This window comes from Pseudonocardia sp. (assembly GCF_050250275.1).
GTDB lineage: Bacteria > Actinomycetota > Actinomycetes > Mycobacteriales > Pseudonocardiaceae > Pseudonocardia.
The window spans coordinates 401156-425301 of sequence record NZ_JBFWOY010000001.1; the positions used below are offsets into that span (position 1 = coordinate 401156).

The 24146-nt window shown below is 71.7% G+C and carries 17 protein-coding genes; 8 read left to right on the forward strand and 9 right to left on the reverse strand.

Annotated features, from left to right (window positions below):
• Positions 1-188 precede the first annotated feature (188 nt).
• A complete protein-coding gene (locus AB7F12_RS01925) occupies positions 189-1358 on the forward strand; it encodes an N-acetylmuramoyl-L-alanine amidase (RefSeq protein WP_428501338.1) in 1170 nt (389 codons plus the stop codon).
• A gap of 37 nt (positions 1359-1395) precedes the next feature.
• Here the strand turns inward: AB7F12_RS01925 and AB7F12_RS01930 are convergent, their stop codons facing one another.
• Positions 1396-2043 (reverse strand): GNAT family N-acetyltransferase, encoded by a 648-nt coding sequence (locus AB7F12_RS01930; protein WP_428501339.1) that lies wholly within the window; start codon positions 2041-2043, stop codon positions 1396-1398.
• A 198-nt stretch (positions 2044-2241) separates the two neighbouring features.
• Here AB7F12_RS01930 and AB7F12_RS01935 point away from each other — a divergent pair, with 198 nt between their 5' ends.
• Positions 2242-3603, forward strand: a complete 1362-nt coding sequence (locus AB7F12_RS01935) for a PLP-dependent aminotransferase family protein (RefSeq protein ID WP_428501349.1) — start codon at positions 2242-2244, stop codon at positions 3601-3603.
• Positions 3604-3660: 57 nt separating this feature from the next.
• Positions 3661-4608, forward strand: a complete 948-nt coding sequence (locus tag AB7F12_RS01940) for a D-alanine--D-alanine ligase family protein (protein ID WP_428501340.1) — start codon at positions 3661-3663, stop codon at positions 4606-4608.
• A 4225-nt stretch (positions 4609-8833) separates the two neighbouring features.
• Here AB7F12_RS01940 and AB7F12_RS01945 read toward each other — a convergent pair.
• From AB7F12_RS01945 to rpmH, 8 genes are all read right to left on the reverse strand, one after another.
• Positions 8834-9859 carry a ParB/RepB/Spo0J family partition protein gene (locus AB7F12_RS01945; protein ID WP_428501341.1) on the reverse strand — a complete coding sequence of 342 codons (1026 nt, stop codon included), beginning with the start codon at positions 9857-9859 and terminating at the stop codon, positions 8834-8836.
• 3 nt (positions 9860-9862) lie between these two features.
• Positions 9863-10723: a ParA family protein gene (locus AB7F12_RS01950; RefSeq protein WP_428501342.1), complete on the reverse strand. Its 861-nt coding sequence runs from the start codon at positions 10721-10723 to the stop codon at positions 9863-9865.
• 92 nt (positions 10724-10815) lie between these two features.
• Positions 10816-11529: a 16S rRNA (guanine(527)-N(7))-methyltransferase RsmG gene (gene rsmG, locus AB7F12_RS01955; RefSeq protein ID WP_428501343.1), complete on the reverse strand. Its 714-nt coding sequence runs from the start codon at positions 11527-11529 to the stop codon at positions 10816-10818.
• A complete protein-coding gene (locus AB7F12_RS01960; RefSeq protein WP_428501344.1) occupies positions 11519-12085 on the reverse strand; it encodes a protein jag in 567 nt (188 codons plus the stop codon). Before AB7F12_RS01960 ends, rsmG begins: the two co-directional genes overlap by 11 nt.
• A gap of 105 nt (positions 12086-12190) precedes the next feature.
• Positions 12191-13291: a membrane protein insertase YidC gene (yidC, locus tag AB7F12_RS01965; protein ID WP_428501345.1), complete on the reverse strand. Its 1101-nt coding sequence runs from the start codon at positions 13289-13291 to the stop codon at positions 12191-12193.
• Complete coding sequence (yidD, locus tag AB7F12_RS01970) at positions 13285-13689, reverse strand: membrane protein insertion efficiency factor YidD (RefSeq protein WP_428501346.1); 405 nt, start codon at positions 13687-13689, stop codon at positions 13285-13287. The genes yidC and yidD overlap by 7 nt, the downstream gene beginning before the upstream one ends.
• Positions 13686-14042 carry a ribonuclease P protein component gene (gene rnpA / locus AB7F12_RS01975; RefSeq protein ID WP_428501347.1) on the reverse strand — a complete coding sequence of 119 codons (357 nt, stop codon included), beginning with the start codon at positions 14040-14042 and terminating at the stop codon, positions 13686-13688. Before rnpA ends, yidD begins: the two co-directional genes overlap by 4 nt.
• 12 nt (positions 14043-14054) lie before the next feature.
• Positions 14055-14198, reverse strand: a complete 144-nt coding sequence (gene rpmH, locus AB7F12_RS01980) for a 50S ribosomal protein L34 (RefSeq protein WP_013678662.1) — start codon at positions 14196-14198, stop codon at positions 14055-14057.
• Positions 14199-14750: 552 nt separating this feature from the next.
• On the opposite strand from rpmH, the gene dnaA reads away from it, so the two are divergent.
• From dnaA to gyrB, 5 genes are all read left to right on the forward strand, one after another.
• On the forward strand, positions 14751-16472 hold the full coding sequence (gene dnaA / locus AB7F12_RS01985) for a chromosomal replication initiator protein DnaA (protein ID WP_428501348.1): 1722 nt from the start codon (positions 14751-14753) through the stop codon (positions 16470-16472).
• Between the two features lie 2198 nt (positions 16473-18670).
• A complete protein-coding gene (gene dnaN / locus AB7F12_RS01990) occupies positions 18671-19816 on the forward strand; it encodes a DNA polymerase III subunit beta (protein ID WP_428502809.1) in 1146 nt (381 codons plus the stop codon).
• A gap of 67 nt (positions 19817-19883) precedes the next feature.
• Positions 19884-21026: a DNA replication/repair protein RecF gene (gene recF / locus AB7F12_RS01995; RefSeq protein ID WP_428517015.1), complete on the forward strand. Its 1143-nt coding sequence runs from the start codon at positions 19884-19886 to the stop codon at positions 21024-21026.
• Between the two features lie 418 nt (positions 21027-21444).
• Positions 21445-21774, forward strand: a complete 330-nt coding sequence (locus AB7F12_RS02000; RefSeq protein WP_428502651.1) for a DUF721 domain-containing protein — start codon at positions 21445-21447, stop codon at positions 21772-21774.
• Between the two features lie 346 nt (positions 21775-22120).
• Complete coding sequence (gene gyrB, locus AB7F12_RS02005) at positions 22121-24103, forward strand: DNA topoisomerase (ATP-hydrolyzing) subunit B (RefSeq protein ID WP_428502650.1); 1983 nt, start codon at positions 22121-22123, stop codon at positions 24101-24103.
• Positions 24104-24146: the final 43 nt, after the last annotated feature.

The window sequence follows — 24146 nt, forward strand, 5'->3', positions numbered from 1 at the left end:
CGGACCGGCCGGTTCCCGCTGGGAGCCGGCCGTTTCTGCGTTCACCGAGTCACCGCTCCGGCACCGCAGGTCACGACGAGGACACGCCCGGGCACGCCCCGCTGTCCCCCGGTCGGGGAGTCGCAGGGCAGAATGGGCCGCGGCCGCACGCCGACGGCGGCGGACTGACGACGATCGAGCGAGGGTGCATGCATTTGCTCCGCCGCGGAGACAGCGGTCCGGCGGTCGCCGAGATCCGGGGGATGCTCACGCGCCTGGGGCTTCCCACCGGGCGGCAGACACCTCCTCCGGGCTCGCCCGCGGAGTTCACCTTCGACGCCGATGTCGAGCACGCCGTGCGCGCCTTCCAGCAGCGCCGCGGGCTCATCACCGACGGGATCGTCGGCCCCGCCACCTACCGCGCGCTGCGCGAGGCCGGCTGGAAGCTCGGCGACCGGATGCTCGCCCTGCTGGTCTCCGCGCCCATGAGCGGCGACGACGTCGTCACCCTGCAGGAGCGCCTGCTGGAGCTGGGATACGACGTCGGCCGCCCCGGCGGGGTGTTCGACGACCTCACCGAGCGTGGCCTCAGGGCCTTCCAGCGCGACTACGGCCTCGCCTCCGACGGTGTGTGCGGCCCCCAGACGCTGCGCGCGCTACGCCAGCTCGGCCGCAAGGTCACCGGCGGCCGCCCCGGCCTGCTGCGCGAGCAGGAGCTCCTGCGCCGCGCCGGGCCCCGTATGCGCGGCAAGCGCATCGTCGTCGACCCGGGCCACGGCGGGACCGACCGCGGCGTCGTCAGCAGCGGGGTCGCCGAGGCCGACCTGATGTGGGACCTGGCGCGCCGGCTCGTCGGCCGGATGTCGGCCACGGGCATGGAGGCGATGCTCACCCGACGCGAGGACACCTGCCCGCCCGAGGCCGAACGCGCCGCGTTCGCCAACACCGCCGGCGCCGACCTCGTCCTGTCGCTGCACACCGACGCGAACCCGAGCATGCACGCACAGGGCCTCGCGACCTTCCACTTCGGCAGCGGCTCCGGCGCCACCTCCACGGTGGGGGAGGCACTCGCCGGGCTCATCCAGCGTGAGCTGCTCAGCCGCACGTCCATGCTCGACTGCGGGAGCCAGGGCCGCACCTGGGAGCTCCTGCGGCTCACCAGGATGCCGACCGTGCGCGTCGAGGTCGGCTACCTGACCAACATGGGCGACCGCCGCAAGCTGCTCGACGCCGACTTCCGCGACGTGGTGGCCGAAGGCATCCTCGTGGCCGTCAAGCGGCTGTACCTGCTGGGCCAGGACGACCACCCGACGGGCACGTTCACCTTCTCCGACGTCCTCGCGCACGAGATCGCGCGCAACGAGGCCACGGCGATCTGAACCTGCCGGCGCGCGGAGACGCGCCGCCCGCCACCGGTCAGCGGGCCGGGATGACCTGACGTTCGATCGGCGGCGCCGACTGCAGCGGGATCGTCACGGTCCCGAGGATCTGCTCCAGCGCGGCCTCGACGTCTTCCTTCCACGTCATCGCTGCACGCAGCTCCATCCGCAGCCGCGGCCAGCGCGGGTGCGGACGGATCGTCTTGAACCCGACGCCCCTCAGGAACTCCGCCGGGATGACGCAGCTGGGCTCGGTTCCCGGACGCGCGTCGCCGAACACCTCGACCGCCTTCACACCACGACGGGTGAGGTCCTTCACGACGGCCTGCGCGAGCATGCGCCCCAAGCCTTCCCCGGCGAACTCCGGCAGCACCTGCATCGTCGTGAGCAGGACCGCGTCGGCACTCACCGGGCCCGTGGGCATCTCGGCCGCGCGAGGCACCGCCGACGGCGGCGCGTACATGACGTAGCCGGCGGGCGCGCCCTGCATGTGCACGATCTTGCCGCACGAACCCCACTCGAGCAGGACGCCCGAGACCCAGGCCTCCTTCTCGAACTCCGTGGAGCCGAAGTCCTGCGCCTGCTTGCCGAGGTGCTCGGACAGCTCCCAGAACACGCACGTACGGCAGCGCTTGGGGAGTTCGTCCAGATTGTCCAGAGTGATGCTGGCGACGTGCCAGGACAAGGCAACCTCCGGCTGCTGAAGACGCTCTCGCGTGCGCGTCCGGCTGCGGATCACGCACAGGGCCGGGCCCCGTCGATGTTAGATCGATCCAGAGCCCTTGGACAGCAGATGTGCTGCGACCGGGCCTCCCGGCTCGCCGAAGGGCAGGAGGTTCCCCCGTCCCGGTTACACTCGGACGGTCCGTTCGCCCCGCTCGACCTGCTGAAGGGGAGGCCCCAGGTGCCGGTTCCGCCGCCCACCGTGCCCGATCCGTACGACATCGGCACGGCGGCAGCAGCGGCAGCGGCAACCCCCACCGGACGCTTCGCCCGGCGCACCGCCGGTATGACCGCCTCCGAGATTCGGGCCCTGTTCGCCGTCGCCAGCCGACCCGAGGTCGTCTCCCTCGCCGGTGGAATGCCCAACCTCGCCGCCCTCCCACTCGACACGCTCGCCGCCGAGGTCGGCCGGTTGGTCGCGAGCGAAGGCCAGACCGCCCTGCAGTACGGCTCCGCGCAGGGCACACCCGCACTGCGCGAGCAGATCTGCGAGGTCATGCGGCTCGAGGGCATCGAGGCCGACCCCGACGACGTCGTCGTGACCGTCGGCTCCCAGATGGCGCTCGACCTCATCACCCGCATCTACTGCGACCCCGGGGACGTCGTCCTCGCCGAAGGCCCCTCCTACGTCGGGGCTCTCGGCTCCTTCGCCGCCTACCAGGCGCGCGTCGTCCACGTCGCCATGGACGCGCACGGCCTGGTGCCGCAGAACCTCCGGGATGCTCTCGAATCCCTTGCGCGCCAAGGCATCACGCCCAAGTTCCTGTACACGATCCCGAACTTCCACAACCCCGCCGGCGTCACCCTCGCCGTCGAGCGCCGCACCGAGATCCTGGAGATCTGCGCCTCCGCCGGCGTCGCCGTCGTCGAGGACAACCCGTACGGCCTGCTCGGGTTCTCCGGCACCATCTACCCGGCGCTGCGCTCCTTCGACCGCGACGTCGTCTACCTCGGCTCGTTCTCCAAGACCTTCGCCTCCGGCCTCCGCGTCGGCTGGGCGCTCGCCCCGCCGGCCGTCCGTGACCGCATGGTGCTCGCTGCCGAGTCGGCAACCCTGTGCCCGCCGACCTTCAACCAGATGATCGTGTCCCGCTACCTGCAGACACACGACTGGCGCAGCCAGGTCAAGTCGTTCACCGAGGCCTACCGGGAGCGGCGCGACGCGATGCTCGCCGCCCTCGATGCCCACCTGCCGCCCGGGTGCAGCTGGAACGTCCCGGACGGCGGCTTCTACGTCTGGCTCACCGTGCCCGAGGGCGTCGACACGAAGGCGATGCTGCCCCGCGCCGTCACCGCCCGCGTCGCCTACGCCTCCGGAACCGGCTTCTACGCCGACGGATTCGGCAGCCGCCAACTCCGGCTCTCCTACTGCTACCCGACGCCCGAGCGCATCGAGGAGGGCGTCCGCCGGCTCGCGGGTGTCCTCGGTGCCGAGCTCGACGTCATGAGAACCTTCGGCGTGCCGGCGCGCACCCCGCGCCTGCGGTCCGGACACGACGCCCCGTCGCCGGACACCGCCTGACGTGTTTCACGTGAAACGTGGGCTCGTACCTCTTCACCGGAACGACCAGGAGCTGACGTGACGGACCGGACCGTGGCGGTGCTCGCCGGCGGGCTCTCCCACGAGCGAGAGGTGTCGCTGCGGTCCGGTCGCCGGGTCGCCGGTGCGCTGCGCTCCTCCGGGGTCAGTGTCTTCGAATGGGACGTCGACGCCCACCTCGTCGAACGCCTCCGCACCGAACGACCCGACGCCGTCGTCATCGCCCTGCACGGTGGGGAAGGGGAGAACGGCGCCGTCCAGGCCGTGCTCGAACTCCTCGACGTCCCCTTCGTCGGCACCCCCGCGCCCGCCTGCCGCCGCGTCTGGGACAAGCCCACCGCCAAGTCCGAACTCCGGCGGGCCGGACTCGACACCCCCGACTGGGTCGCCCTCCCGCACGCCACGTTCCGCGCACTCGGCGCCCGCGCCGTCCTCGACTCCATGCTGGACCGCCTCGGGCTGCCCCTCATGCTCAAACCCGACCAGGGCGGCTCCGCTCTCGGCGCCCAGGTCGTCACCACGATCGAGGACCTGCCCTCCGCCATGGTCAGCTGCCTCGCCTATTGCGACACCGTCCTCGCCGAACGCTTCATCGACGGCACCGAGGTCGCCGTCTCCGTCGTCGAGATCGACGACGAGCCCCGCGTCCTGCCGCCCGTCGGCATCGAGCCCCTCGGCGGGGTCTACGACTACTCCGCCCGCTACACCCCCGGGAACACCACCTTCCACTGCCCGGCACCGCTCGACCCCGAGCTCCTGACCCGGGTCCAGGACGTCGCCCTCGCCGCCCACCAGCTCCTCGGACTTCGCGACCTCTCCCGCACCGATGCCATCGTCGACCGCGACGGGAACGTCCAGATCCTCGAGCTCAACGTCTCGCCCGGGCTCACCGACACCTCTCTGCTGCCCACCGCAGCCACCGCCGCCGGACTCGACCTCGGCGACCTCTTCGCCTCCCTCGTGGAACGCGTGGTCGACCGCGCCTGAGGGTCCCGCCGCTGTTCCACGTGAAACACGGCCGGCTGGCCGATCCCACGCGGGTCCCAGCCATACCGATTCCGAACTGCGCCGGTTCCGGGGCTCACGAGCGCTGAGGCCGGCCGGTTCCGGGGCCAGCCGGTTCCGGGGCCAGCCGGTTCCGGGGCCAGCCGGTTCCGGGGCCAGCCGGTTCCGGGGCCCAGCCGGTTCCGGGGCCAGCCGGTTCCGGGGCCAGCCGGTTCCGGGGCCAGCCGGTTCCGGGGCCAGCCGGTTCCGGGGCCCAGCCGGTTCCGAGCCGTGCCACTTCCGAGCCGGCCGTACCGGGATCTCGAGCCCGGGGCAGTGGCGGGCGGGGGCAGCGCCCACCGAGCGTGTCCCGCCGAACCACGTCCGGACCGCAGAGGCCCCGCTCGGACCGTGTCAGGTCGCCCGCCCTCTGGACATCGACCCGATCCGCTGCCTCCCGGGTGTACGGGCAGACGCGTCCCACAACTGACGGACAGCCGCGGCACACCGGCAGTAGGCCCGGACACGCCTCAGTCGGGCGCCGCGCCGTCGTCCTCGGGACGTCGGTCCACCGCGACGGGCCGCCGCCGCGGGTGCTGACGATCGCGGGCACCGACTCGGGGGGCGGCGCCGGGATCGCCGCCGACCTTCGGACCTTCGCCGCGCTCTTCGCGGCCGACACCTGCCGGCTGGGTGCGGTGGTCGTCGGCGTCGGGTGTCAACGCCTACCGTCAGGTCGACGGTGGCCCGCCGGCGGTGGGCAGGGCGATGGCGGCCAGGCCGGGTCTGCGAAGTGTGGCATTCATGCCGCCGGTCCGCGAACGCGGCGCGGCGCCCGCCCCGACCGACGGGCGCCGTGGGGCGCCGCTGAGTGGCGCCCCGCGCGGGCACGGGGGAGTCGACGCCAACGTGAGGCCTACCGTCGCCTGCGCCGCAGCTGCCGCTGCCGCTGCCGTGGAGCCGACCTCGCCGCCCGCCCTTGAGGGAGGCGACCTCGGCGGCGTCACGTCACATGACCACCGCGGCCTCGCTGTGCGCGGCGGCGGGCCGCCCATGTTTCACGTGAATCATGACCGTCACGCGCGGAGTGGATGTCCCGGTGCTCGGCGCCCGACTGGATCGCCTCGTCCGCTGAGAGCCTGCGCCCACACGGCCTCCGGCGTCGGGTCGCCCGTCCGCGGTCCGCTGTCCTGTGGTTTCCGGATTCCGACCGCCGCGAGTCGGGCCACCGCACGCGGCCGTCCTCCAGGGACATCGGTCCAAGGCGACGAACCCCGCCGCTCTTCCGAGTCACGCTCACTCCGCCCGCGTCGCTGGAACCGGCCTGGTGGTCGGCACCGGCCGTGTTGCGGGGGATGCGGCCGGCGCCGGCCCACAGTCGGTCACCTCCCTCGGGCCGATGAGCCGGCCCGGCCGGGTCAGCTCCGACGGGAGCTCCCACGCCTGGGTCGACACAGCTTTCGAACAGTCACCGGGTGCGGGGGACACATGCCCGCCGAGGCGACCACCCCGCCTGCGTCCCCCGATCGGCCGTCCCCGACACCAGCTCAGAACGACGGTCGGCCCCGGGCGATGCCGGGGGAGGACCGCCCGATCCGCCACGGTCGTCACCCACACTGCGTGTGGGCGGGAGTCCGTCGCGCGACCCGGCCGCCGCGCTCGTCGTTGGTTCCCCGCGGATGACGCAGACCTTCTCCCGGCTGCCAGCTCACTCGTGCAGGGTGTGAGCTGAGGGCCCTCGCCGGTGGGCCGTCCGGCGCCGATTCGCGGCGGGGTGGGCACGCTGGAGCCCTACGTCGCGTCCGGTCGGTCGCCCGGCGGAGCCGTGCACCACCGCCGACCCGCGCCGGGACCAATGCCGTCCCGCGAGAGCCGGCCCGAGCCGACTTCTCGGTGCGGGGCGGGACAGGTCAACGCCTGCGTCCCATCCGTCCGCTCGGGGGGGAGGCCACATACCGTCGTGCCCCGGCCGAGTCCACCGCCGTCCCAACGGGAGCGTGGCCGCCGAGACGCCAGCAGGTGCTCGATCCATCGGAAACCGCAGCAGCGCCAGCGCGACGACGAGCCCCAGCCCACGACACAACGCTTCGACGAAGCGACCTGGGACGGGGCTCGTGGTCCTCCGCTGCCACTCCGATCGTGCGTGTTTCACGTGAAACGCTCGGCGGGCGCGTACGAGTCGGGACGACGACACCCGCGGTACTCGCCACACTGACCCGATCCGCACCCGTGCTCGTGATGTCCACCCGCACCAATCGCCCAGCTCGGCGGGCACCCCTGATGACGCTCCCACGCCCTCCGCTGAACTCCGTCGAGCCCGCCGCATCCATCCCGTCCGACGGACGATCCCGGCCCGCCGTGGGGACGCCGACACCGCCGGGTGACCGTGTTCGGCCACCGACATCTCCGACTTCATCGGCATCCGACTGTCCCGGGGCGGCGGCCGCGCCCGGACCCGCGTGCTCCCGCACCTCAAGGGCTACCGCACCCGGATCGACTGCCCGGGCCGAGCTCGATGCCCGAGGGCCGACCCGGTACAGCGAGCGACCAGCGCCGTGGAACGCACGTGTCGTCACCAGCGGCAGCGCAGACCGCACCGGCGGGTGGTCGTTCCGCCGGGAGCCTCGGTCGCCCAGCAGGCACCTCTACGGGGTCCTCCTGCCCACTCCGGGACGTTCTGTTGAACGCCGGGAGGGGAGCGGGCATCCTGCTGGGGCCGCACGTCTGGACCACGGGGTGAGGCGGTGTGTCACCGCGATGGCGGCGCTCGGCCGGCGGTGGTGGGCAGATGCGTGGTCCGGTTTCACGTGAAACGTCGTGCCGTGTTGTCACAAAGGCGGCCGTCGGTCGTGCCCGCGAACCCGGTGGCGCGGAGAGGTGAGTCTGTCTGTACAGCCCGAGTCGGTCACGCGGGGTCAGGCGGCATCGAACGCGTGCGATGTGAGCGTCTCCACGGGTGTCGGAGCGGTGCACCATGACTCGTTCACGCGGAGCGCTCCGGTCGCCGAGGTGCACGTTGCTCACCGATGTGCGCCCTTGAGGGATGAGCTGCAGGCGCCCACACCGCCGGCCACGCCCACCGCGCCCCAGCCGGGAGGCGGCGGGCCGCGACATAAGCCGCCGATACTGCCCTCGCGTGCACCCGGAAGGCGCCGCCCGCGACGGGCCTGGTGCATCGAGGCGAGGACGAGGGCACGCCTCCGCGGCGTACGACTCGGTCGGCGCCCCACGGCACAGCCGGAGCCGAGCGTCTCGACCGCGCTTCGTCCCGCTCACCCCCGCCTCGGACACCGCGCCGGTGCCGCATTCGACCCGCGCAGGCGATCCGCCGGTCCGTTGCGGGCCGCGACGACGGCGGCGCCCTCGGTCGAGCGCCGCCCCACCCGGTCCCGGAAACGGGGCCGCCGGCCGACGGGACCGGTCGCGGTCCGCTGATCTCGATCCAGCCGGCTCGCCTCGGACGAGCCATGCACCGCCGACAGCCGACGGGTCTGCCATCCGCAATCCCTGGGCAGCGTCCGACCACACCCCGGTTGCTCGGCACGGCGGAGCCGGGCAGACGTCGTCGAGAGTCGACGCGATGCGCTCTTCTTCGCCGGCGGTGTTGTCACGCGTCGCGCCGGCCGCACACCCGCAGCCGGGCGGCGCACACCTGCGTCGCGGCTCGACGTCGTCGCTCGACCACCTACGGCACCGCCTGCCGTCGGCCCGGCCGACGGGAGCGCAGATCGGCCCCACGGGGCCGGCACACCGTGGCGACAGCGCATCGTCATCGCGGCCAGTCGGACGCCCGCGACCTCGACTCGGCCCGCGCTCATCCGAGCGCGGCCCGGGTCGCGCTGCGGTCCGACACCTCGGACCCCGCTTCCGGACGGCGCCGGTGGCACCTCGGCGCTCCGACGCTCGTCGGGGCGCTCACCGTGGTCGACGATCGATCTGGTGCTCACGGCGCCGGGAGTCGGGTTGGCCGGGGCCGTCGACGAGGCCGACCGAGTGGGGACGGGGCGGGTCGATGTCCGGGCTACGGCGCGTCGGGCTCGGTGTGAGGCGTCGGTGGTCGCTGCCGGGCATCGCGAGGGTCCGATGCCCGATGTCGACGACGTCGCCACGTGCGTGCGACTCCGGCAGCGTGGGCCGCCGTGGCCGTCAACGACTCCGCGGAACCACCATCGTTCGGTATCGCACGATCAAGCCGATCGGTTCCGATAATCCGACAACCCTCTGTCGATCACCGAGGGTCCCCGGAAGGCCCGTCGCCGACCTGAAAATCGGTCCTGCGACGCTGTTTCGGGCTGTTCATGAGCTCCGCGATCCGCTCGAGGTCCTCGACGGATCCGAACTCGACGACGATCCGCCCCTTCCGCTGTCCGAGTTCGACACGGACGCGGGTGTCGAAGCGGTCGGACAGGCTCTCCGCGAGACGCTCGGCTCCGGGCGCGTGAATCGGCTTGCGCCGGGAGGCGCGGGCCGGGGCAGGCTTCTCGCTGCGCGCGAGGAGTACGGCCTCCTCGGTAGCCCGGACCGACATGCCTTCGGCGACGATGCGCGTCGCAAGCTCTTCCTGACGTCCGGCGTCGTCGAGGCCGAGGAGGGCGCGAGCGTGGCCCGCGGAGAGGACGCCGGCGGCGACGCGGCGCTGCACGGCGAGGGGGAGGCGGAGGAGCCGGATCATGTTGGTGACGACAGGACGGCTGCGGCCGATGCGGTCGGCGAGCTCGGCGTGGGTGACACCGAACTCGACGAGCAGCTGTTCGTAGGCGGCCGCTTCTTCGAGCGGGTTGAGCTGGACGCGGTGGATGTTTTCCAGGAGAGCGTCGCGGAGCATGGCGTCGTCGGCGGTGCTGCGCACGATGGCCGGGATGCGGTGCAGGCCTGCGCGCTGGGCGGCACGCCAGCGTCGTTCGCCCATGATCAGCTGGTAGCGGCCACCACCGGCGTCCCGGACGACGACGGGTTGCAGCAGTCCGAACTCGCGGATGGAGTGTTCGAGCTCGGCGAGGTGCTCCTCGTCGAAGGCGGTCCGGGGCTGCTTGGGGTTGGGCTGGATCGCGTCGATGTCGATCTCGCGGTAGAGCGCGCCGGCGACGGGACCAGGCTCGTCGGCACCGACCGACGCTGCCGCGGATGCGCCGCTGCCCCACGAGTCGGGGACCGGCTGCGTCGCGGAGGGAGCCGGGTCGAGCGGGCCCGCGGGAGGGCCGGTCGGGATGAGGGCGGCGAGGCCGCGGCCCAGGCCACCCTTGCGCTCGGCCATGCTTTACCGCCCGTTCGTCTCGACGCCTGCCGCGCCGTCGGTGCCCATCGCCGCGCCGCGGACCGCGATCTCCCGGGCCGCGTCGACGTACGACATGGAGCCCCGGGAGCCGGGGTCGTAGGCGAGGACGGTCTGGCTGTAGCCGGGCGCCTCGGACACCTTCACACTGCGGGGGATGACGGTACGCAGGACCACGCCGCCGAAGTGCTGCCTGACCTCGGATGTCACCTGATCGGCGAGCTTGGTGCGCCCGTCGTACATGGTGAGCAGGATCGTGGAGACGTGCAGGCTGGTGTTGAGGTGCGACCGGACGAGGTCGATGTTGCTCAGCAACTGCCCCAGCCCTTCGAGGGCGTAGTACTCGCACTGGATCGGGATGAGCACCTCGGCGGCCGCGACGAGCGCGTTGACCGTCAGCAGGCCGAGCGACGGTGGGCAGTCGATGAGGACGTAGTCGACGTCGAGCTGGTCGAGGACGTCGGGGCTGAGGGCCTGCTTGAGGCGCTGTTCGCGGGCCACCATGCTGACGAGTTCGATCTCGGCGCCGGCGAGGTCGATCGTCGCGGGTACACAGAGCAGGTCGGGAGACGCCGTGCTGGGGACGGCGGCATCGAGCAGGCCGATCTCACCGAGGAGCGCCTCGTAGACCGACGGGGTGCCGGCGCGGTGGTCGACACCGAGTGCGGTGCTGGCGTTGCCCTGGGGGTCGAGGTCGACGACGAGGACGCGGATCCCGTGCAGCGCAAGGGCTGCCGCGAGATTGACGGTGCTCGTGGTCTTGCCGACGCCACCCTTCTGGTTGGCGACGGTCATCACGCGGCGATGGGCCGGGCGGGGCATGGCGTAGCGGTCGGGGTGCCGCATCCGCGCAGCCCGTTCCGCCTCCTCGGCGATCGGCGTCCATCCCGGACTCGGCGCCGGACCGCCCGATGTTCCACGTGAAACGTCGGCCTCGGTCACGATCGATGCCCCCTCCTCCGGTCCGGACGCCCGGCACGCGGCGCCGTGGCCCGTTCGACGAGCACGACGGTGCTCGGCACCTCCACGAGCCCTTCGCCACACCGGACGACGGTCGCGTCACCGCCACCGGCCTTGCGGACGGCGACCGCGTCGCGCGCGACCTCCTGCTCGGCGGACGCGCCCTTGACGGCGACCAGCCTGCCACCTCGCCGCAGCAGGGGCAGGGCCCATCCGGCCAGGCGTGCGAGCGGGGCGACGGCGCGTGCGGTGACCACGTCTGCCCCCTCCCATCGCCGTCGGACCTCGGTCTCCTCGGCCCGTCCGCGCTGCACCTGGATCGGCAGGTCCAGGTCCTCGACGACCTCGTCGAGCCAGTCGACCCGTCGGGCCAGCGGTTCCACGAGGACGACGTGCAGGTCCGGACGTGCCAGCGCCAACGGTATCCCGGGCAGGCCCGCGCCCGAACCCAGGTCGACGACTCGTGCCCCTTCCGGGACCACTTCCTTCACGACCGCACAGTTCAGGATGTGCCGTTCCCACAGCCGCTCGGTCTCTCGTGGACCGATGAGACCGCGCTCCACGCCGGTGGTCGCCAGGTGCTCCGCATAGCGCACCGCCGCCGGCAGCTGTTCGCCGAAGATCTCGGCGGCCACCGGCGGCGGTGAGGCGACGGGCGCGACGTCGCCGTGCGCGGGGACGTCAGCCGCCACTGCGGAAGACGACGACCTGGCGACGGGGCTCCTCGCCCTCGCTCTCGCTGTTGACGCCCTTGATCTTGGAGACGGCGTCGTGCACGACCTTGCGCTCGAACGGCGTCATCGGCCGCAACTTGACCGGCTGCCCCGAGTCGAGGACGTCCTTCGCGGTGCGCTTGCCGAGCTCGGTGAGCTCGTCGCGGCGGCCCTGCCGCCACTGGGCGATGTCGAGCATCAGCCGGCTGCGGTTCCCGGAGGCCTGCTGGACCGCGAGCCGGGTGAGCTCCTGCAACGACTCCAGGACCGCACCCCTGTCGCCGACGAGCTTCTCGAGGTCCTCGCCGCCGTCGATGCTGACGATGGCCCGGCCGGCCTCCACGTCGAGGTCGATGTCGCCGTCGTAGTCGAGCAGGTCGAGCAGGCGCTCGAGGTAGTCGCCCGCGATGTCGCCCTCGCGGATCAGCTGTTCCTCGGCGGTCGCCGGCTTGGGGGCGTCGGTGGTGGTGGTACCGGCGGCGGTGGTGTCGGCGGCGGTGGTGTCGGCAGAACCGTCCTCGGCGGTCTTCGGCACGGTGGGTCTCCCTTCCTGACGATCCGGGCGGCCGGAACCGCAGCGGGGGAGCTGGGTCCGGACCTCCGGCGCCGGACCCCGACGGGCCCGGCTCGTGGCTTTCGGTCAGCGGCGCTTTTTACCCTTACGAGCCGCGGAGGGCCGTGAGCCTCCGCTGGTGGTCCTTCCGTTGCGCGCGTTGGGTGATCCGTTGGACCCCCCGCGAGGCTGGCCGGAGGACGGCTTGACCGGCTTGGCGCCGGGCTTCTTGGCCGGGGGAGCGGGCGTGTCGTCGCCGGAGGCCTTGGTGGGGTCGGCGTCCTTGGTCAGGTCGACGTCGGACTCGCCGGTCTCGTTCTTCGCGGCGGCGCCGTTGCGGTTGGGCTTCTGACCGGGCTTGGGCGCGAGCGCCTGCCTGTTGGTGGTCGCCTGTTCCTGCTTCTCGGCCTCTTCGGCGTCGATCTTCTTGTAGACGATCCGCTGCTGGGCAAGGGTCCACAGGTTGTTCGCGACCCAGTACATGAGGACCGCGAGCGGCAGGAACGGCGCGCCGACGACGACGCCGATCGGGAAGACGTACAGCATCAGCTTGTTCATGATCGCCGACTGCGGGCTGGCCGCCTGGGCCTCCGTCTGCCGGGCGACCGAGTGCCGTGCCGTGATGTGCGTGAAGATACCGGCCATGATCATCAGAGGGATCATGACGATGAGCATCTGGCCGACGGTCGTACCGAGCTCGGCCAGACTGGGGGCGCCCTGGATGGGGACGATCGAGGCGCCGAGCTTGGCGCCGAACAGGTCCGACTCGACGAACGACTGCACGTCGGCAGCGTTGAAGATGTAGTTCTCGGTCTTCCCCGGCTTGAACTCGCGCAGCACGTGGAACAGGCCGATGAACACCGGCACCTGGATGAGGATGGGGAGGCAGCCGCCGAGCGGGTTGACACCCTGCTCGCTCTGCAGGCGCTGCATCTCCTGCGTCATCTTCTGCTTGTCGTTCGCGTACTTCTTGCGGAGCTTCTGGATCTCCGGCTGGAACTCCTGCATCTTGCGCATCGACCGCACCTGGCCGACGAACGGCTTGTACAGGATCGCGCGGAGCGTGAAGACCAGGAAGACGACCGAGAGTGCCCAGGCGACACCGCTGGTGGGTGAGAAGACGAAGCTGAATGCTTTGTGCCAGAACCACAGGATGGCCGAGACCGGGTAGTAGATGAAGTTCAGCACCGGGCTTGCTCCTCGTGGTTCTCACCGTGGTCGGCGCCGCGACGGGCGTCCGCGTCCTCGGCCGGGCGTCGGTCGTCGTCGTGGCGTGATGGGCGGCGCGGCGGCACCGGGTCCAGACCGCCAGGGTGCCACGGTCCGCAGCGCAGAAGTCGACGAACCGTCAGATAACTCCCGCGGAGCACACCGTGGACCTGGAGAGCCTCGATCCCGTAGGCGCTGCAGGACGGGTAGAACCGGCACACGGGCGGGAACGCCGGAGAGATCCAGCGCTTGTAGAAGCGGAGGACACCGATCATCACGCGTGCCACGGGCGACGGGCGGGGCGCCTCGTCGGTGGCCGCGTCCTCGGTCGACCCCACCGCGGGGTCGTCGGCGGGATCGGAAGCCGGGTCGGTCATTGCGCGGCCGCCGGGGAGAGGCGGCGCAGCGCGGTGCGGAGCGCGCCGTCGAGGTCGCCGGCCAGCTCCGCCGACGACGCCGTGGCCGAGGGCGGAAGAGCGCGGACGACGAGGCGTGCCCCGGCGGGCAGCGTGGCGAGCCGGGGGGCCACGACATGGCGAAGCCGCCGGGTCACGCGGTGGCGCACCACCGCGTTGCCGACGGCCTTGCTGACGACGAATCCGGCCCGGGGTACATCCGAACCCGCCACGTCGAGATGGACGACGAGATGCGAACGACCGCTACGGCGACCACGCCGCATCGTCGTGGCGAACTCGTCCCGACGGGTGAGCCGGGCCCCGGCCGGCAGCACTCCGCTACCTGATCAGGCGGAGAGCTTGTCGCGTCCCTTGCTGCGACGCGCAGCGAGGATCGCGCGGCCCGCGCGGGTGCGCATACGCAGCCGGAAACCGTGCTTGCGCGCCCGACGGCGGTTGTTCGGCTGGAAAGTGCGCTTGCCCTTGCTCACTGTCGGCTCTCCTGGTCGACACCGGCCCTGCGAGCAGGCGGCGTCGTGTCGCTATGGACGATGTCTCGGGTGGTGCGGTGCTGCGGTCGTGCTCGGACAGGCCGACGAGCCCCGGGGGCGACGCGACCTCGCGAACGATCGACGGCACGCAGAACGTGCCAGTCCTCGGACGCGGCTCGTTCAAGGGTACGCAGCGCCCGAACAGGGGGTCAAACCGCCCCCGCGCTCGGCTCCGCCCCAGGTACGCAAGCCGACACGCCGAGGTCGGCGCGGTGGGCCGCAGGGCGCCTTGTGGCATCGGGGCGGTGGTTGTTACCTTCGCCCCTCACAGTTCGATCCGGGGGGATCGGGAACACCCGCTCCGACACACCGACGTGGGCCCGCCAGGCGCCCGCGTTCCTGTGCTGCGTACGGTCTACGCACAAGTGTGGATAACTCTGGGGATCAACTGCGGGGACCCGACGGGTCTCCGGGCGTCCGGTCGACAGAGATCCGTCGTGCGCAAGGGACGGCTCCGACGAACGAACGAGAGCTGCGGAGGGAGCAGGCCCGGTGACCGACCAGCCAGGGGATCTGGGAAAGGTCTGGAACCGGGTCATCGCCGACCTGTCGGGCGCCTCCGGTGAGGCGGGGGCGGCGACGCTCTCGGCGCAGCAGCGAGCCTTCCTCCGGCTGACCCGTCCGCTCGGCCTCCTCGACGGCACCGCGCTCCTCGCCGCGCCGAGCGAGTTCGCCAAGGACGCGATCGAGCGCATCCTGCGCAAACCGATCAGCGACGCCCTCGGCCGGCACCTCGGCGTCCAGGTGAACCTGGCGGTCGTCGTCGACGCGTCCGCCGCGTCCGGCGGGACCGAGGTCCCCGACCCGCCCGACCCCCGCGCCTCCGGCCGGGCCGGCGCGCCCGGACCGCTCGACCGTTCGGTCCCGCTCGCCACCGACCTCGACACCTCCGTCGAGGCCGACGCATTCTTCCCCAACGGCAACGGGGCGCTCAACGGCCAGGACGAGGCCTCGTCCGCCGTCGCCGAGTCCACCGTCGGCGAGCGGCTCGACGACACCGGCGCGTTGCCCGACACCCCCGCCGTCCCCGAGCCCGACGACGGCTTCGCCGGCAACGGACCCGCCAACGGCTCGTTCGGCCGGATCGGTGCGACCCGGCCCCACGCGGGCGAGGGCCGCCCCGGCCAGGACGGCTGGCCCACCTACTCCGCACCCACCCCCGATGCCACCGCGCGCTCGCGGCCCGGGCTCAACGAGAAGTACACGTTCGACACCTTCGTCATCGGCGCCTCCAACCGGTTCAGCCACGCCGCGTCCGTCGCGGTCGCCGAAGCACCGGCCCGCGCATACAACCCGCTGTTCATCTGGGGCGAGTCCGGGCTGGGCAAGACGCACCTGCTGCACGCCGTCGGGCACTACGCCCAGCGGCTGTTCCCGGGGATGCGGGTGCGCTACGTCAGCACCGAGGAGTTCACGAACGACTTCATCAACAGTCTTCGTGACGACCGCAAGGTCGCGTTCCAGCGCCGCTACCGCGACGTCGACGTCCTGCTCGTCGACGACATCCAGTTCCTGGAGGGCAAGGAAGGTACGCAGGAGGAGTTCTTCCACACCTTCAACACCCTCCACAACTCCAACAAGCAGATCGTGGTCTCCTCCGACCGCCCGCCCAAGCGCCTCGAGACGCTCGAGGACCGGATGCGCACGCGGTTCGAGTGGGGCCTCATCACCGACATCCAGCCGCCCGAGCTCGAGACGCGCATCGCGATCCTGCGCAAGAAGGCGGCCCAGGACCGGCTCGCCGTCCCCGGCGACGTCCTGGAGTTCATCGCCGCCCGCATCGAGCGCAACATCCGCGAGCTCGAGGGTGCACTGATCCGGGTGACGGCGTTCGCGTCGCTGAACCGCCAGCCCGTCGACACCCAGCTCGCCGAGATCGTGCTGCGCGACCTGATCGGTGACTCCGCGGCGTCGGAGATCACCGCGCCGACGATCATGGCCGTGACGGCGGAGTTCTTCGACGTGACCATGGACGAGCTGTGCGGGCCGGGGAAGACGAAGGCCCTCGCGCAGGCCCGCCAGATCGCGATGTACCTGTGCCGCGAGCTGACAGACCTCTCCCTGCCCAGGATCGGTCAAACGTTCGGCGGCCGCGACCACACGACGGTCATGCACGCCGACAAGAAGATTCGTAACGAGATCTCGCTGCGCCGCAAGACGTTCGAGCAGGTGCAGGAACTCACCGCGCGGATCAAGCAACGCGCCCGCCGCTGATCTCACCGACGATCTCGTTGCGCCCCAAGGCGTCCTGTCCGAGACCGGCAGCTCGTACCGGGAGGTCGTCGCCGACGGCTGCCCGGCCCACCCGCGCAGCGACCCGCCCGGTCCGGATCCTCGGATGCGCCCGCCTCCGGTCGCCCGGCCCCACCCGGTCCGCGCGCCGCGTGCGGTAGCGGCCCACCGGCCGCATCGTGCCGGCGCGCAGCAGTGCCGGCGGCCGACCGACCTCCGTCGGCGCCGCGTGCCGCGCGTGTCCTCGGAGCGCTTCCCCCGCTCCCAGGACACGCTCGACGGCCGACGCCGGCGCCCGTGTCACTCGGCGCAGCGCAACCACGCCCGAACCGCGTCCGCAGGTGCGGGCCGCAGCCGCCCGACGGCACCGGACGCGAACGTGTCGCCGGTGCACGCCGCCCACTCCCACGACACGCTCGGCGGTCCCCGCGACACCGGCCGTGTCGTGGGGGCGGCACGGGGCGCGCTCCGTCACGGGCGTGACCGGGACAGGCAGCGGGCGTCCGGCCGGGCGGCCGGGCGAGGCCCGCGCGAGCGTGTCGTCCGTGCAGCTTCTCCCACGCTGACGACACGCTCGACGGTCGACTCGACACCGGCCGTGTCACCAGCGCGACGCAACCACGCTGACGCCACGTTCGCGGACGCGCAGCCGAAGGACCCCGTTCACGTTGGGCCGCAGCGGCTGCGGCCCGACAGATCCTGCGCGGAGGCCGGGGAAGAGCCGGAATCGCGACGAGGTCCGCGCTTCACCGGCGTACTCGGCGGGGGACGCAGGCGGCGACGCCCGCCAGGCGCTCGTCAACCCGCGGCTCGTTCGCGCAACCTCATCGCTGTTCGGAAGCGCCGTCGGCGGGGTGAGCCTTTCGCAGCCGGGCGGCGCCCGACGGTCGGTCCCGACGCCCCGAGGGACAACGACGACGTCCTCGGCGACCACCACCGGGACCGCGCGTCGCGGGTGACCCGCCGAGCTGATCGAACTGCCGGTGAACCCGCACCGGGTCGAGCGCATGTCGTTCCCGAGCGCGTCGACCGATCTCCTTGTGCCGCAGCCTCGGGACCCGCAGGAGGTCGACGCCCTGTGCCGCGTCGCGCTCGGGGGTCACACGCGATCCGGCGGCGAGCCCGGTGGACCGACGGGTCCGGGGGCTTCGGAGTGCCCGGTGGCCGTCGCAGTGCCCGGCGCGGGTCGTCCCGGCCGAGACGACCCGGCGCCGACCGCGGCAGGTCGCAAACCCCCGCGCCCCCACGGCCCGCCACATCCCCAGTCCCGCTGCCCGCAGAGTCGGCCCGATGCCACGGCCACTGCCACGGGGCGGCGGGCGCTCTCGGGCCCGCGGCCGACGACGACGCGCGCGGGCGAGTCGGTTTCGTGAGGGGCGGTCGGGGTCCGGTGCGGCCGACCGAGTGCCGTTCACACTTCTCAGTGGTACCGATCGTCTCTGCGTGTCGCTCCGAGCTGAGCCGCTCGTCGTCCGGTAAGCCACGTTCGGCGCAAACGGAGATCGCGAAAGCGTGTGCGGCGCATCCCTCGTCGTCACGCTCCGTTGACTATCATGTGCCTCGCGGGACAAGAGTGGGTTCCGCCGCACTTCGCGCCCCCGCCGCGACCGGGACGACCGGTCGCGCTGCGTCGGCGCACGACCACATTTTCACCCACATCTGGGGACAACTCTGTGGATTGTCTGCCGGAGGCCCGTGGATCGTTGCCCTCGGATCCGTGGACAACTCATGTGGATGCGGGGGATGGATCCGGGACAACGGGGCGGGGTGGAGGTTGTCCACGGCCGGCGGCGGCCCTCCACCGGTCGTCCCAGGGGCACGTCCCCATCGCGCCGCGCCGCGGGACCTGCGGCGACGGCGTCCATCCACACCATCCACAGGACCTATTGCTGTTGCTGGATCTCTCTCTTGAGAAATACACAAGAAGAGAAGGGCGGTGGATGGTGGAGCGCTCGGCCGTCCCGGGGGAGTGCCGTGACGGGCGAACGGCCCGGCGTGACACCGGCGCCGCGGAGGCTCTACGGTGGTCCGGCCGACCTGGTCGTCCCCGGCTGTCGTCCGCGTCCCGGCTTCGTCCCGTTCGCGTCCGGCTCCGCTCGTCAGGTCGACATGCTGCACGTCCCCGGGTGCCTCGCCATCCGGTCGCAGTCTCGTGGCCGTCGGTGAAAGGTCCTCACGTCATGAAGTTCCGGGTCGAACGCGACGTCCTGGCCGATGCCGCGGCCTGGGTCGCGCGCAGCCTGCCCGCTCGTCCGCCGGTCCCGGTCCTGGGCGGTGTCCTGATCCAGGGTGGTGGCGATCCGGGCGCCGAGACGTTGACGGTGTCGGGTTTCGACTACGAGACCTCGGCCCGGGTGGAGCTGGACGCGACGATCGGCGACCCGGGTCAGGTCCTGGTGTCGGGGCGGCTGCTCGCGGACATCACGCGGGCGTTGCCGTCGAAGCCGGTCGACCTGGTCGTCGACGGGTCGCGGGCGACGATCAACTGCGGCAGCAGCCGGTTCAGCCTGCCGACGATGCCGGTCGAGGACTATCCGCAGCTGCCGGCGATGCCGCAGCGGGCGGGCTCGGTGCAGGCCGACAAGCTGGCGTCGGCGGTGGCGCAGGTTGCGGTGGCGGCAGGTCGCGACGACACGTTGCCGATGTTGACCGGTGTGCGGCTGGAGATCGAGGGGTCTCGGCTGACCCTGGCGGCGACGGACCGGTTCCGACTGGCGGTCCGTGAGCTCGACTGGGAGCCCGAGGACCCGTCGGTGTCGACGGCGGTCCTGATCCCCGCGCGCACGCTGGCGGAGGTCGCCAAGTCGTTGGCGGGTGCGGGGACCGTCGAGATCGCCTTGTCGGCGGGCGACGGGATGCTCGGCCTGACGGGCAACGGCCGGCGGGCGACGACTCGGCTGCTCGACGCGGAGTTCCCGCGGTTCCGGCAGCTGATCCCGGCGGAGAGCACGACGGCTGCCGAGGTCGAGGTGTCGGTGCTGGTCGAGGCGATCAAGCGCGTCGCGTTGGTCGCGGACCGGGTCGCGCAGATCCGGCTGGAGTTCGGCGAGGACGGGCTGCGGCTGGCGGCCGGCGGCGACGACGTGGGCAGCGCCGAGGAAGAGATCCCCTGCATCCTCACCGGTGAGGGGCTGACGATCGCGTTCAATCCGTCGTACCTGCTGGATGCCTTGGGCGCCTTGCACACCGAGCGCACCCAGCTCACGTTCACGACGCCGAACCGGCCGGCGCTGGTGCGCCCGGTGGTGGCGTCGTCGGGTGACGAGGCACCGGCGGACGACAGTGGTTACCTGCACCTGCTGATGCCGGTCCGCCTGCCCGGCTGACCCGGGACCGTCGGGCCCGCTCGCTAGTCTGGCGGGGTTCCACGCACGCGATCGACGGGAGCCCGTGGTGCATCTGCGGCGGCTGGCCGTCAGCGACTTCCGGTCGTGGGAGCAGGCTGATCTGGAGTTCGAGCCGGGCGTCACGGTCCTCGTCGGGTCGAACGGTGTCGGGAAGACGAACCTGGCCGAGGCGATCGGCTACCTCGCGACGCTGGGGTCGCACCGGGTGTCCACGGATGCGCCGCTGATCCGGCGGGGAGCGTCTCGGGCAGTGGTGCGCGGGGTCGTGGTGAACCATGGCCGCGAGCTGACCGTGGAGCTGGAGATCACGGCGGGTAAGGCGAACCGGGCGCGGGTGAACCGCTCGCCGGTGCCGCGTACGCGGGACGTGTTGGGCATCCTGCGCACGGTGCTGTTCGCGCCGGAGGACCTGGCCCTGGTGCGGGGCGATCCGGGGGAGCGGCGCCGCTTCCTCGACGACCTGTTGGTGGCACGTTATCCGCGTTTCGCGGGGGTGCGGGCCGACTACGAGCGGGTGCTTCGGCAGCGGTCGGCCCTGTTGAAGACGGCGCGTTCGGGCGGTGACCTGCGCACGCTGGACGTGTGGGACGGCCACCTGGCCCGGCACGGCGCGGAGCTGCTGGCGGGCCGGCTCGATCTGGTGGCGGGTCTGTCGCCGCCCGCGGTGACGGCGTTCGCGGACGTGGCACCGTCGTCGGATCCTGCTGCGCTGCACTATCGGTCGAGTCTCGACGGCGAGCTGGTCGCGGATGTGGCGGTGCTCGAGGCGGGGATGCTCGAGGCGTTGGGTCGCGTCCGCAAGCAGGAGGTCGAGCGCGGGGTGTGCCTGGTGGGCCCGCACCGGGACGAGCTGGAGATCCGGCTGGGCGAGGGCCCGGCCAAGGGGTACGCGAGCCACGGCGAGTCCTGGGCGTTGGCGTTGGCGTTGCGGTTGGGCTCGTACCGGCTGTTGCAGAGCGACGACGTCGAACCGGTCCTGATCCTCGACGACGTGTTCGCGGAGCTGGACGCGCGTCGGCGCCGTGCGTTGGCGGCGGTCGCCGCACGGGCGGAGCAGGTCGTCGTGACGGCGGCGGTCGCGGAGGATGTCCCGGAGGAGCTCGGGGGTGTCCGAATCGCGGTGAGTGGCGGAACCGCCGTTCGCATGCCGGCCTCACCGGTCGGAGATCAGCGGGTGACGTCGACATGACCTGCAGCGGAACGATCCGTCCGGGAGGCCGCGCTCGGGGCGTCTTCCTGTGGACAACACTGTGGATACTGTGGATAACTCGCCTGGATCTGGTGACAGCTGCCGAGGATCGCCGCCCGTCGACGCGAAGGTGCCGCCGATCGTGAGTGACGACGACCACTCTGTCCCCACCCCTGGGGACAACGGGAATTCTGCCGCTCGTCGTGGGCCGGGGGCCGACGGTGCGGGGGCGGACGGTCTGCGTGGGCCGGACCTGGCGCGTGAGGCGTTACGGGCCGCGCGTGAGGCGTCGGCGCAGCGTTCGGCGGAACGGGCGTCGTCGGGTGAGCCGCGGCGCCGGCGGGCCGGTACGCGCGGGAACCGGCGGCGTTGGTCGGGTCCGGGGCCTGACGACCGGGACCCGCAGCCGTTCGGGAAGATGCTGTCGAGGGTGTCGATGGACCGTGGCTGGTCGCCGCGACTGACCGACGCGACGGTCCTGGGGCGCTGGCCGCAGCTGGTCGGTCCGGACATCGCCGACCACTGCACGCCGGTGTCGTTGCGCGACGGGGAGCTGACGTTGCAGGCGGAGTCGACGGCGTGGGCGACACAGCTCCGGACGTTGCAGCGCCAGCTGCTGGTCAGGCTGGCGGGTGCGGTGGGCGAGGGGGTGGTGCGTCGGATCCGGGTGGTCGGGCCTTCGGCGCCGAGCTGGCGGCACGGGCCGCGGCACGTGCGTGGCCGGGGTCCGCGCGACACGTACGGCTGATCGATCCGGACCCGGAGAAGGATCGGGGCATCCCCGTCGCCGTAGTGTCGTTGAACGAGGGTGAACGGCGCGGGGCGTACGGCTGGACGCGTTCTCGCGCCGTTCAGCGCCACGTGACGGGCCGGGAGCCTTTCGCGAGCCCGGTGCGAGCGGTCCGCCCCCGTGGTGTGACGCGTTCGGCGCTCTCCGGCGCCCACAGGGGTGTCCTAGGCGGCCTTCTGTCGTGTCGGACCAGTAGAATCGAGATGGTGCTTCGGGTGGACCCCGAATCCGCCCGAACGACCGGTCACCTCGCGCGTGCAGTGCGCGCGGGGGGCGGTCCTTGGTACGAGGAGACCTACAGCCCGTGGTAGCGGAGAAGAAGAACGGCTACAGCGCGTCGTCCATCACCGTCCTCGAAGGCCTGGAAGCGGTCCGCAAGCGCCCCGGCATGTACATCGGCTCGACGGGCGAGCGCGGCCTGCACCACCTGGTGTGGGAGGTCGTGGACAACGCGGTCGACGAGGCGATGGCCGGCTACGCCACCAAGGTCGTGGTGTCGGTGCTGGAGGGTGGCGGCATCCGCGTCGTCGACGACGGTCGTGGCATCCCGGTCGGCATGCACCCGGTGGAGAAGAAGCCCGCCGTCGAGATGGTGCTGACGATGCTGCACGCGGGCGGCAAGTTCGACAGCGACTCCTACGCCGTGTCCGGCGGCCTGCACGGTGTCGGCGTCTCCGTCGTGAACGCGCTCTCCACGCGTCTGGACGTCGAGATCGACACCGACGGCTTCCACTGGGACCAGCAGTACACGCGCTCGATCCCGGGTCCCCTGAACAAGGGCGCGGCAACGAAGCGGACCGGCACCACGATCACGTTCTGGGCCGACCCGGACATCTTCGAGACCACGGTCTACAACATCGAGACGATCCGCCGCCGGCTGCAGGAGATGGCGTTCCTCAACAAGGGGCTGACCATCGTGCTGCGCGACGAGCGCAACGGCGACAGCGACGAGGCGGAGGAGCCCGACGCGGAGGGCTACGTCGCCAAGGTCAAGGAGCACGTCTTCTGCTACCCGAACGGGTTGGAGGACTTCGTCGCGCACCTGAACAAGACGAAGGACCCGATCCACAAGAAGCTCGTCGCGTTCAGCGGTGAGGCTCCCGGGCACGCGCTCGAGGTCGCGATGCAGTGGAACTCGGGCTACACCGAGTCGGTCTACACGTTCGCGAACACGATCAACACCCACGAGGGCGGCACCCACGAGGAGGGCTTCCGCGCGGCGCTGACCAGCACGGTCAACAAGTACGCGCGCGACAAGAAGCTCCTCAAGGACAAGGACCCGGCGCTCTCGGGCGACGACATCCGCGAGGGTCTGGCCGCGATCGTGTCGGTCAAGGTCAAGGAGCCCCAGTTCGAGGGCCAGACCAAGACGAAGCTCGGCAACACCGAGGTCAAGTCGTTCGTGCAGCGGATCAGCAACGAGTGGCTGGCCGACTGGTTCGAGCGCAACCCCACCGAGGCGCGCACGATCGTCAACAAGGCGGTGCAGTCGGCGCAGGCGCGGTTGGCGGCGCGCAAGGCCCGTGAGCTGGTGCGCCGCAAGAGCGCCGGCGACATCGGCGGCCTGCCCGGCAAGCTGGCCGACTGCCGCTCGACCGACCCGGCGAAGTCCGAGGTCTACATCGTCGAGGGCGACTCGGCGGGTGGTTCGGCCAAGTCGGGCCGCGACTCGATGACCCAGGCGATCCTGCCGATCCGCGGCAAGATCATCAACGTCGAGAAGGCCCGGATCGACCGTGTCCTCAAGAACACCGAGGTCCAGGCGATCATCACCGCACTCGGCACGGGTATCCACGACGAGTTCGACCTGGCCAAGCTGCGCTATCACAAGATCGTGCTGATGGCCGACGCCGACGTCGACGGCCAGCACATCCGGACGCTGCTGCTCACGCTGCTGTTCCGCTTCATGCGTCCGCTGGTCGAGCACGGTCACGTCTTCCTCGCACAGCCCCCGCTGTACAAGATCAAGTGGAGTGGCCGCGGCGCCGAGCCGGAGTTCGCCTACTCCGACTCCGAGCGTGACGGCCTGATCGCGCGGGGCCGTGAGGCCGGCAAGAAGCTGCCCAAGGAAGAGGGTGTGCAGCGCTACAAGGGTCTCGGCGAGATGAACGCCAAGGAGCTGTGGGAGACCACGATGGACCCGTCGGTCCGGGTGCTGCTCCGCGTCACCCTCGACGACGCCGCCACCGCCGACGAGCTGTTCTCGGTTCTGATGGGCGAGGACGTGGAGTCCCGCCGCTCCTTCATCACCCGCAACGCGAAGGACGTGCGCTTCCTGGACGTGTGATCCACACACATGTCCTAGACGCACGTATGGATAAGAGGAACTC